This window comes from Streptomyces sp. NPDC017890 (assembly GCF_044328675.1).
GTDB lineage: Bacteria > Actinomycetota > Actinomycetes > Streptomycetales > Streptomycetaceae > Streptomyces.
Genome location: NZ_JBIRHU010000027.1, coordinates 62,404 through 71,941, shown reverse-complemented (window position 1 = coordinate 71,941; position 9,538 = coordinate 62,404). Strand labels below are relative to the sequence as shown.

Here is a 9,538-nt window from a genome sequence, read left to right as displayed (position 1 = left end):
CCCATGACCAACCCGTTCGACGACCAGGACGGCACCTTCCTCGTGCTCGTCAACGACGAGAACCAGCACTCGCTGTGGCCCCAGTTCGCCGACGTCCCCGACGGGTGGACCGTCGCCCACGGCCCCGACACCCACGCCGCCTGCCTGGAGTACGTCGAGCGCTCGTGGACCGACATGCGGCCCAAGAGCCTCGCCGACGCCATGAACGCTCAGCAGTAGCGCGGTCCGCAGTGAACCTGACCGAAACCACACGCGGGGGCCGCGACGGCGCGGGCCCCGCCCGGTCCGACGACCTCACCGCGGCCCTGCTCACGGACGAGGCCCGCCGGGACCCGTACCCCTTCTATGCCCGCATGCGACGCGAGGACCCCGTCCACCGCAGCGCCCAGGGCATCTGGTACCTCACCCGGTACGCCGACGTCGAGGCGGCACTGGGTGATCCCCGGTTCTCGAGTGACCGGGACCGGATGACCCGCGCGTACACCGCGCTCGGCGGCGACCTGAAGGCGTTCAGCCGGCTCACCGACCGGCTCGGCCGGGTCATGAGCAACACCGACCCGCCGGACCACGCCCGGCTGCGCAAGCTGGCCAACCGGGCCTTCACCGCCCGGCGGGTCGAAGCCCTGCGCGGCCGGGTGCAGGGCATCGTGGACCGGCTCATCGACGAGGCGGTCGCGGCCGGCCCGACCGTGGACCTGATCGAGGCCGTCGCCTCGCCGCTGCCGCTGTCGGTCGCCTGCGAACTCTTCGGCATCCCGCCCGACGACCTCCCGCAGGTCAAGACCTGGTTCCAGTGCTTCGGCCGGCTCAGCGAGGACATCGACAAGTCCGAGACGGCGATCGCCGGTTACGAGGAGTACCTGGCCCGGCTCGTCCGCCGCCGCCGCTCCGACCCTGGTGACGACCTCATCAGCGCCCTGGTCGCCACCCAGGCCCAGGACGACCGGCTCACCGACTCCGAGCTGCTGTCCACCTGCTTCGTCCTGATCACCGCCGGAGACGAGACCACCACCCACCTCATCGGCAACGGCATGCTCGCCCTGATGAGCCACCCCGGCCAACTGGCCCGGCTGCGCGCCGACCCGGCGCTCACCAGCCCGGCCGTCGAGGAACTCGCCCGCTACGACACGCCGACCCAGGCGATCGTCCGGGTCGTCGCCGAGGACCTCACGATCGGCGGGCGGAGACTGCGCGAGGGCGAGCTGGTGTACCTGTTCCTCGCCGCGACCAACCGGGACCCCGAGCGCTTCCAGGACCCCGACGCGCTCGACCTGACCCGCTCCGGCGGCCGGCCCCTCAGCTTCGGCCACGGTCCCCACTTCTGTCTCGGCGGACCGCTGGCCAAGCTCCAGGCGGAGGTCGCCGTGGGCACGCTGGTCCGCAGGCTCCCGCACCTGCGCCTCGCCGACGGCGCGGTCCTCGACTGGCGGCCCAACCCCTTGCAGCGGCGGCTCACCGCCCTGCCCCTCACCCACCGACCATGAACAACGACGAAGGAGACGTACCCATGGCGCGAGAGTTCGAGGTCCGCCGGGAACAGGACCTGCCCGCCCCGCCAGAACGGGTGTGGGAAGCGGTCGCCACCGGCGCCGGCAACCTCGGCTGGCTGTACCCCATGGAGGTGGAACCGCGGATCGGAGGGAAGGTGACGCGCGGCGACAGCACCGTCGTGGCGTGGGAGCCGCCGCGCACCTTCGCGGCCCGGGCGGAACAGGACGGAGGATTCTCGAGCACGCTCACCTACCGCGTCGAGCCCGCCGACGGCGGCACGACCCGCCTGCGGACGGGCATCCACTGGGTGCACACCGGGGTCGTCGACGAAGCCTGGGAGTGGGACACCAAGACGGACGCCGCCGAACGGCACGTCGACTTCTACCAGCACTCCCTCGCCGCGTACCTGTCCCACTTCGCCGGCCGCCCCGCCGTCTACGTCAGGGCCTCGCAAACCGAGCGCACCGACGACCCGGCGGACTTCGCCGCGCTGCGCCGACGTCTCGGCCTGGCCGAGGAGCCGGCTGTCGGTGACCGGCTGTCGCTCGACCTGCCCGGCACGAACGGCGGCCCTACGGATGTGGTCGTGGACTGGCTGGACGCCGACTTCCTCGGCCTGCGGGCCCCTGACGCGCTGTACCGCTTCTTCAACGGCAGTTCCTGGAACTGGCCGATCTGGTTGGGCCACCACCTGTTCGCCGAGGACGCGGACGAGGCGGCGGCCACCGAGGCGTGGCACACCTGGCTCGACGGCGCCTGATCCGTCGCACGACATGACTGAAGGACCTCTGGTGGAAACACTGCTCTACGCAGCCGAACTCGTCCGCGAGGACGGCACCTACAAACTCGTGGTGAGAGACATGGTGCGGGACACGGTCCAGGTCACCCCCGTTCCCGAGTCTCTGGTGGCAAAGCTCCCGACCTTCCTGTCGGCATTGAACGCCAAGCTCGCCTCGGCACCGGCCCGCGGCCGCCGGTAGAGCCTGCCGCGGCACGGGTGCCGTCCGGCATGTCAACCGCCGGACGGCACCGGCCCCGCACCGTCCCCTTCCCGGGGGACGCGGCGCGCCCGGGAGAGGTGGTCGTCGGCGAGATACGGGAAGTGGCAGGCGGCGCGATGCGGCCGGCCGGTCGCGTCCTCCTGCGGGTCCCGTACGACGCAGACGTCCCGCCCGGGGCGCCGGCCCGGCCCGACGGGGCAGCGGGGATGGAAGCGGCACCCGGCCGGCGGCGACGCGGGATCGGGCGGCTCCCCGGCGGGAACGGGCTCCCCGGCCGGGAGCCCGCCGGGGCGCAGACGCGGCACGGCGGACAGCAGCGCCCGGGTGTAGGGATGCCGGGGGCCGCTCAGCAGGTGCTCGGTAGCGGCGGTCTCGACGATCCGGCCGAGGTACATCACGGCGACGGCGTCCGACACGTAGCGGACGGCGGCGAGATCGTGGCTGATGAACAGCATGGCGAAGCCCATGCGCCGCTGGAGGTCCCGGAGCGTCGTGAGCAGCGCCGTCCGGACCGACACGTCGAGTGACGAGGTGACCTCGTCGGCGATGAGCACCGCCGGGTCCACGGCGAGCGCGCGGGCGACGGCGACCCGCTGACGCTGGCCGCCCGAGAGCTGCTGCGGCAGCCGGTCGGCGCAGCCGACGTCGAGACCGACCCGTTCCAGGAGGTCGGCCACGCGCTGTGCGCGGTCGCGGCGGTCCAGCCGGACGAACGCCCCGGCCGCTTCGGCGATCGACTGCCGGACCGTCATGCGCGGGTCCAATGCCGTGTCCGGGTCCTGGAACACCAGTTGGACCCGGCGCCCCAGCCCGCGCCGGTCGGCCGCCCGACGCCCGCCGCACTCCCGTCCTCCGACCGTGATCCGTCCGCCGGACAACGGGTCCAGCCCGACGACGGCTCGTGCCAGCGTGGACTTCCCCGACCCGGACTCGCCCACCAGGCCGACCGTCGTGCCCGCGGGAACGTCCAGCGACACGCGGTCCACCGCCGTGACCGGCCCCAGCGGACCGTGGTGGCGGACGGTGACCTCGTTCAGCTCCAGTCCCGGTCCCGTCCTCACTTCTGCGCCTCCTCGGACTCCTGCCGCGCACGGGGCGGCGGCGCGGGCAGCGGTTGCCAGCAGGCCACGTCGTGTACCGGGCCCAGCGGGGACAGCACGGGGCCCTCCACCGCGCACCGCTCCAGCGGGTTGGGACAGCGGTCGCGGAACGCGCATCCCGCGGCCGTGCCGTGCGGATCGGGCGGGCCTCCTTCGATGGCGTGCGGGGCGCGGCCGGGGTCCGAGTCCACGTCGGGAACCGAGGCGACGAGCATCCGCGTGTACGGATGCCGTGCCCCGTCCGCCAGTTCGCCGGCGGGGAGGGTCTCCACGATCGTGCCCCCGTACATGACCAGCACCCGGTCGCAGGCGTCGGCGACCAGGGCGATGTCGTGGCTGATGAGGAGGATCGTCGTGGCGTCGCCGTCCCGGACCCGGTGGAGCAGTTCCATGATCTGCCGCTGCACGGTGACGTCCAGGGCCGTCGTCGGTTCGTCCGCGATGAGGAGGGCGGGACGCATCATCGACGCCGTCGCGATCGCCACGCGCTGGCGTTGACCGCCGGAGAGCTGGAAGGGGCGGGACCGGAGCAACCGGCGTCCGGCGGGCAGGGCGACCCGGTGCAGCCGGTCCAGCGCCAGGTCGACGGCCTCGGCGCGGCCAAGGCCCCGGTGCGTGCGTACGGCCTCCGTCATCTGCGTGCCGATGCGCAGCGACGGGTTGAAGGCGGAGGCCGGGTTCTGGAAGACCAACGCGATGCCCGTGGCCAGCTGCCCGCGTCGCTCCTTGCGGGTCGCCGACCCGACGTCGGCGCCGAGGAACCGGTGGGTGCTCCAGGTCGCGCGTGCGCCGTCCGGCAGCAGGTCGGCAAGCGCGAGCGCGGTCATCGACTTGCCGGAACCGGACTCGCCGACCAGGCCGACCATCTCCCCGCGCCGCAGGGCGAGGGTCACACCGCGGACGGGCCGGACCACCCCGTCCGCGGTGGGGAGGTCGACCCGCAGGTCGTCCACCTCCAGAACGTGGTCCGCGGACGCCGGGCGGTCGGCGCGGGCCGGCCGGGCCGCGGGCTCTTCCTCCGGGAGCGGGCGGGCTCGTCGCGCGGCGGCTCCGGCCAGCATCTCGCCGAGCAACTGGAAGGCGACGGCGGCGTGGACGATCGCGATGCCCGGCGCCACGGCCGGCAGCGGTTCGGTGTAGATGCGCTCCAGCCCCTGGTTGAGCAGGAGCCCCCAGTCGTACGCCGGGGACCGCACCCCCAGACCAAGGAAGCTCAGCCCCGACAGCGCCACGAGTGCCGAGCCCGCGGCGACCGTGGTGTTGAGCAGCAGCGGTTCGGCGATGTGGGGCAGCACATGGCGCAGCAGGAGCCGGTGACGGCGCAGCCCGAGTACGCGCGCCGCTGCCATGAAGTCGGTCCCGGCCACCTGGGCGGCGAGGGTCTGCGTGATCCGGGCGTAGCCCGGGGCGGAGGCGACGGCGAGCGCGATCACCGCGCCTCCCGCGCCCGCCCCGAAGAGGGCCGCGAGGAACATCGCGACGAGGAGCGCGGGGAAGGCCAGCAGGAGGTTGATCAGGGCTCCCAGCAGGCGGGCGGCGCGTCGGCCCACCACGACGGTGAGCGCGCCGAGGACGACGCCCGCGACCGCCCCCAAGAGCGTGGCCGTGACGGCCGGCAGCAGGGAGGGCCAGGTCGCCGAGAGCAGCCGGGCGAGCTGGTCGCGACCGAGGTGGTCCGTGCCGAGCAGGTGCTCCGCGCTGGGACCCCGCAGCACCGCCGACGGGTCAGGCCGGTCCGCCCGCTGTCGCCACAACACCTCCCCGGCGACGGCCAGGACGGCGAGCGAGGCGAGCATCACCAGGGTGGTCACGCCCAGCGGAGTGGCCCAACCCGACCGGGACGCGCGGGACCGGCCGCGGACGGTCGCAGGGGAGGCCGGGAAAGCGGAGGACAGCACCATCGGATCACGTCTTCCGGATGACCGATCGGGGATCGAGCAGCGCCAGCGCGAGGTCGACCAGAAAATTCACCACGAGGACCGAGGAGCCCAGCACCAGGACGGTCGCCTCGACGACCGCGTAGTCCTGCGCGGCCACGGACTGCGCCATCGCCGAACCGATGCCCGGCCAGGCGAACACCTTCTCGACCAGCACGGTCCCCGCGATCAGGGCCGGCAGCAGGTTGCCGGCGTACGTCAGTGAGGCGGTGAGCGCGTTCGGCGCCACGTGGCACAGGTGGAGCCGGACGACGGACAGCCGTTTCGCGCGGGCGGCGCGGAAGTAGTCCGTGGCCAGGACCGTCAGCGCCTCCACCCGCACGATCCGCAGCAGGACCGCGGTCGGAGCCAGCGCCAGCGCCAGCACGGGCAGCACCCAGGACCGGGGGCCGAGGTCACCCGCGACGGGGAACAGGGGCAGCGCCACCGACAGCCCCGCGGTCAGACCCGTCGCGAGGACGAAGCCCGGCACGCCCGCGAGGACCGAGTTGGTCGCGGTGAACGCCAGTTCCGTCCGCGGACGCCGCCCTCCGCGCGTCCACACGGCGGCGAGCAGCCCCCCTGGGAGGGCGACGACGAGAACGCACACGAAGGCCAGCACCGCGAGCAGCAACGTGGCCGGCAGACGCGCCCCGACCAGTTCGGCCACCGGCTCCCCGGAGACCAGCGACACCCCCAGGTCGCCCCGGGCGAGGCGCGGGAGGTGATCCCCGTACTGCTGCCACAGGCTCTGGTCCAGACCCAGCTCGTGCCGCTTCGCCGCCACCAGGTCCGGCGGCGCGTCCACGCCCAGTGCGGCCCGCACCGGGTCCCCCGGGACCAGCCGGATCATCGCGAAGGAGGCGGTGACGACCACGAAGAGCGACACCACCAGCCGGACCGCGCGCCGGCCGCAGAACACGACCCACGGGTGGACAGGGGGACGGGTGCCGAGCCGTGCGGACACGGTCGTCATGCGAACCTCCTCGACCGGCGGGCGCCCGGGCGGCGCGTCCGCCACGGTTACCGGTGCAGGCGAATGCTGGTCGGCACGATCCGGCCGCCCGGCGCGAGGCGGAACGTCGTCCGGTGGCCGTACACCGTGCTCGTGCCGTCGGCGACGGGCAGCACGTCGGCGGAGCGCAGGAGCGCCGCGGCGGCCCTGTTCCAGTCCGCGCAGCCGGTGTCGCCGGGCGAGCGCAGGGCACGGGCGACGAGGCGGTCGTACGCGGAATTGGTGACGTGCGCGAAGTTCAGCTCTCCCGACGACGGCGGGCCGGAGAAGTACGGGACGAGCTGCGCGGGCAGCTGCGGCCCCGGCGAGCTTCCGACCACGACGTCGAAGTCACCGCTTCCGTACATGGCGTGGACCACCGCGTTGCCGCTCTCACCGACGAGGTCGACGTCCACGCCCAGCTCACGCCACGTCACGGCCATCAGCTCGGCGACCGACGGAAGAGTGGAGCCGAAGTCGCCGCTGCTGAGGACGCGCAGCCGCAGGGGCCGGCCCTGCTTGACCAGTTCGCCCCGCTCGTTGTTCGTCCAGCCCGCAGCGCGCAGTTCCCCCACGGCTCTGTAAGAGGGCACGTTCCCGGTGGCCACGTCGGCGTGGCAGAGCGAGTCGCGGGCGGTGAGATGGCGCGCGGGCGTACCGTCGCCCCCGATCGCCACGTTGGCCAGGCCCTTGCGGTCCAGGGCGCCCACCAGCGCCCGGCGCAGCACGGGATCGCTCAGCGGCCGGGCGGAGCGCTCGTTGAAGAAGGTCAGGCCCACCACGGTCGGGACCTGGGCGGCCGACAGGCCGTGGCCGGCCAGCCGCTCCCGGTCCGGACCGGTCACCATGGCGATGTTCACCCCGCCTGTCAGCAGCAGATTCGCCACCGTGGCCTCCTGCGGGACCACCTTCACCACGATCCGCGCCGGCTGCCCCGGGGCCGCGTTGCCCGCTCCCCGCGGCCCCCAGGCATACCCCTCGCGTCGCGTGAAGACGTACGGGCCTCCGGAGGTGTGGCCGCTCAGCACATACGGGCCGGTACCCGCTGTGCTCTTGTCCAGCGCCGCCGGATCCGCCAGCCCGGCGGGGCAGACGACGGGCAGCAGACCGATCGTCCGCACGATGAAGCTGTACGGCGACGCCGTCCGCACCGACACCTCCCGTGCCGTGTCGTCGGCCGACACCGTGAACGGCACGCCGGGCAGGGCGGTCCGGGCGCCGACGAGACGGTTGCGGGGGTCGCCGGCGTAGCGAAGGGACCGCGCCACCGCGGAGGCAGTCAGGGCCGTGCCGTCGGAGCAGGTCACCCCCTCGCGGAGGGTGAAACGCGCCGAGGTGGCCCCCGCCCGCCATTTCTCGGCCAGTGCGGACACCACCCGGCCGCCCGGCGCGACCGAGGCCAAGGAGTCGTAGGCGTACGGAGCCAGAGAGAGGCCGAACTGCGAATACGGGTGGAAACTCGGTGTCTCGGAGGCGCCGGCGATCGTGACGGTGCCGTCTACGACCACCGGAGTGCGCGTCGACGACACGTCACCGCCACAGCCGGCCAGCAGAGCCGACACGGCGGCCGAGGCCACCAGAGACCGGGCCTTGAGGGACGAAAAGGGTCGGCGGCGCATGGCGGTCATCGTGCCACCGGGAGTGAGGGCGGCGGTGGGGCCTTTCGCGGACCGATGGGGACATGCCGGACGATGCCCCTCGTCCGAGCGATCCCACCCGACAGACGTTCCTATTATTGACAAGGTGTCACGTTACACCCGAACGGGTGAAAAGGGAGACTAACTTCTACTAAGCTCCCTCGGAGGCAATACGGTGTATTTTCCGCGTCTTCTTTCCTCATCTCCACTGGAAGAAAAGGATGTCGAGCCATGCCACCTGTACTGCCTCCCTTCCTGATTGGTCTGGTCGCCGCGTCCCTGGTGAAGAGGGTCGGCAAGCCTCTGGTGCGAGGCATCGTCAAAACGTCGGTCGGCCTGGGACTCGAAGTACAGCGGGCCGTCCACGAAGCCGGCGCGGAGATGCACGGCCTCGTGGCCGAGGCCGCCGGCGGGCCGGCGCGCGTCGACGCGCAGGCCGACGCAGGACAGACCGGCGGACGGAGCAAGCCCGCCGCCCAGCCCCGCAGCACCGCTAAAGCACACTGATCCGCACCACGGGCAGACGACCCCGAAACACCTCCTGGAGACCGACCGGATGCCAATGACCGGAACTTCCGCGGGGGGCATCGACGAGAAGAAGTGGTTCCGTGTCCACCGGCGTGCGGCCGAGCCCGGACTCCGGCTGCTCTGCTTCCCGCACGCCGGCGGCACGGCCCAGCTCTTCCACGACTGGCCCGCACTCCTCCCAGCGGACATCGAGGTGCTGGCCGTGCGCTACCCCGGCCGACAGGACCGGCTCACGGAACCCCGCATCGAGTCGATGGCCGCCATGGCCGACGCGATCGTCACGGCACTGCGGCCCTGGCTCGACCGGCCGCTGGCGCTCTTCGGGCACAGCATGGGCGCCTGCGTCGCCTACGAAGTGGCCCTGCGTCTGGAGGCGCGCGGCATCATCCCCACGCACCTCATGGTCTCCGCGCACGAAGCGCCCCAACGGGCCGAACGCGCCGCCTTGCACCGGGCCGACGACGCCACGCTGATCGCTCACGTCCGACGCCTGGGAGACATGTGCTCGGAGGCATACGACATCCCGGAGTTGCGCGAGCTGCTGCTGCCCGCCCTCCGATCGGACTACCGGCTGGTCGAGAGCTACCGCCCCGCGCAACTGGCTCCGGTCAAGGCGCCCCTCACCGCCTACGTCGGCCAGGACGACACGAGCTGCGCCCTCGACGGCGTCCGCGCCTGGTCCGAACTCACCACCCCGCACTCCTTCGACCTGCGCGCGTTCCCCGGCGACCACTTTTACCTCGTCCCTCGGCAGGCCGACCTGGTCGCCGATGTGGCGGCCCGCCTCGCACGCGCCGGACACCCTGGCCGCCCGGCACCGCACAGGGCGCCCCCCGTGGCTCCCGGGGGCGATGATCCGACCGGTCGCTGA

General features: G+C 73.0%; 10 protein-coding genes. 6 read left to right on the top strand and 4 right to left on the bottom strand.

The annotated features are described in order from the left end of the window. Positions 1-3: 3 nt before the first annotated feature. Genes ACH4F2_RS30025 through ACH4F2_RS30010 form a run of 4 tightly spaced genes read left to right on the top strand, consistent with a single transcriptional unit; the run spans position 4 to position 2,471 of the window. Positions 4-219, top strand: a complete 216-nt coding sequence (locus ACH4F2_RS30025; RefSeq protein WP_311578353.1) for an MbtH family protein — start codon at positions 4-6, stop codon at positions 217-219. An 11-nt stretch (positions 220-230) separates the two neighbouring features. Beyond that, positions 231-1,484, top strand: coding sequence for a cytochrome P450 (locus ACH4F2_RS30020; RefSeq protein WP_398135894.1), 1,254 nt, complete (start codon positions 231-233; stop codon positions 1,482-1,484). 23 nt (positions 1,485-1,507) lie between these two features. After that, entirely contained in the window at positions 1,508-2,251 is a 744-nt protein-coding gene (locus ACH4F2_RS30015) for an SRPBCC domain-containing protein (protein WP_398135893.1), read from the top strand. A 31-nt stretch (positions 2,252-2,282) separates the two neighbouring features. Continuing rightward, a complete protein-coding gene (locus ACH4F2_RS30010; RefSeq protein WP_398135892.1) occupies positions 2,283-2,471 on the top strand; it encodes a hypothetical protein in 189 nt (62 codons plus the stop codon). A 32-nt stretch (positions 2,472-2,503) separates the two neighbouring features. On the opposite strand, the gene ACH4F2_RS30005 is transcribed toward ACH4F2_RS30010, so the two are convergent. From ACH4F2_RS30005 to ACH4F2_RS29990, 4 genes are all read right to left on the bottom strand, one after another. Further along, entirely contained in the window at positions 2,504-3,553 is a 1,050-nt protein-coding gene (locus ACH4F2_RS30005) for an ABC transporter ATP-binding protein (RefSeq protein ID WP_398135891.1), read from the bottom strand. Further along, positions 3,550-5,403: a dipeptide/oligopeptide/nickel ABC transporter permease/ATP-binding protein gene (locus ACH4F2_RS30000; RefSeq protein WP_398135890.1), complete on the bottom strand. Its 1,854-nt coding sequence runs from the start codon at positions 5,401-5,403 to the stop codon at positions 3,550-3,552. Before ACH4F2_RS30000 ends, ACH4F2_RS30005 begins: the two co-directional genes overlap by 4 nt. 94 nt (positions 5,404-5,497) lie before the next feature. Continuing rightward, entirely contained in the window at positions 5,498-6,484 is a 987-nt protein-coding gene (locus ACH4F2_RS29995; RefSeq protein WP_398135889.1) for an ABC transporter permease, read from the bottom strand. 47 nt (positions 6,485-6,531) lie between these two features. Next, positions 6,532-8,121 (bottom strand): ABC transporter substrate-binding protein, encoded by a 1,590-nt coding sequence (locus tag ACH4F2_RS29990; protein ID WP_398135888.1) that lies wholly within the window; start codon positions 8,119-8,121, stop codon positions 6,532-6,534. 249 nt (positions 8,122-8,370) lie between these two features. On the opposite strand from ACH4F2_RS29990, the gene ACH4F2_RS29985 reads away from it, so the two are divergent. Beyond that, positions 8,371-8,646, top strand: a complete 276-nt coding sequence (locus ACH4F2_RS29985) for a DUF5132 domain-containing protein (protein ID WP_398135887.1) — start codon at positions 8,371-8,373, stop codon at positions 8,644-8,646. Between the two features lie 55 nt (positions 8,647-8,701). Beyond that, positions 8,702-9,538 carry a thioesterase II family protein gene (locus tag ACH4F2_RS29980; RefSeq protein WP_398135886.1) on the top strand — a complete coding sequence of 279 codons (837 nt, stop codon included), beginning with the start codon at positions 8,702-8,704 and terminating at the stop codon, positions 9,536-9,538.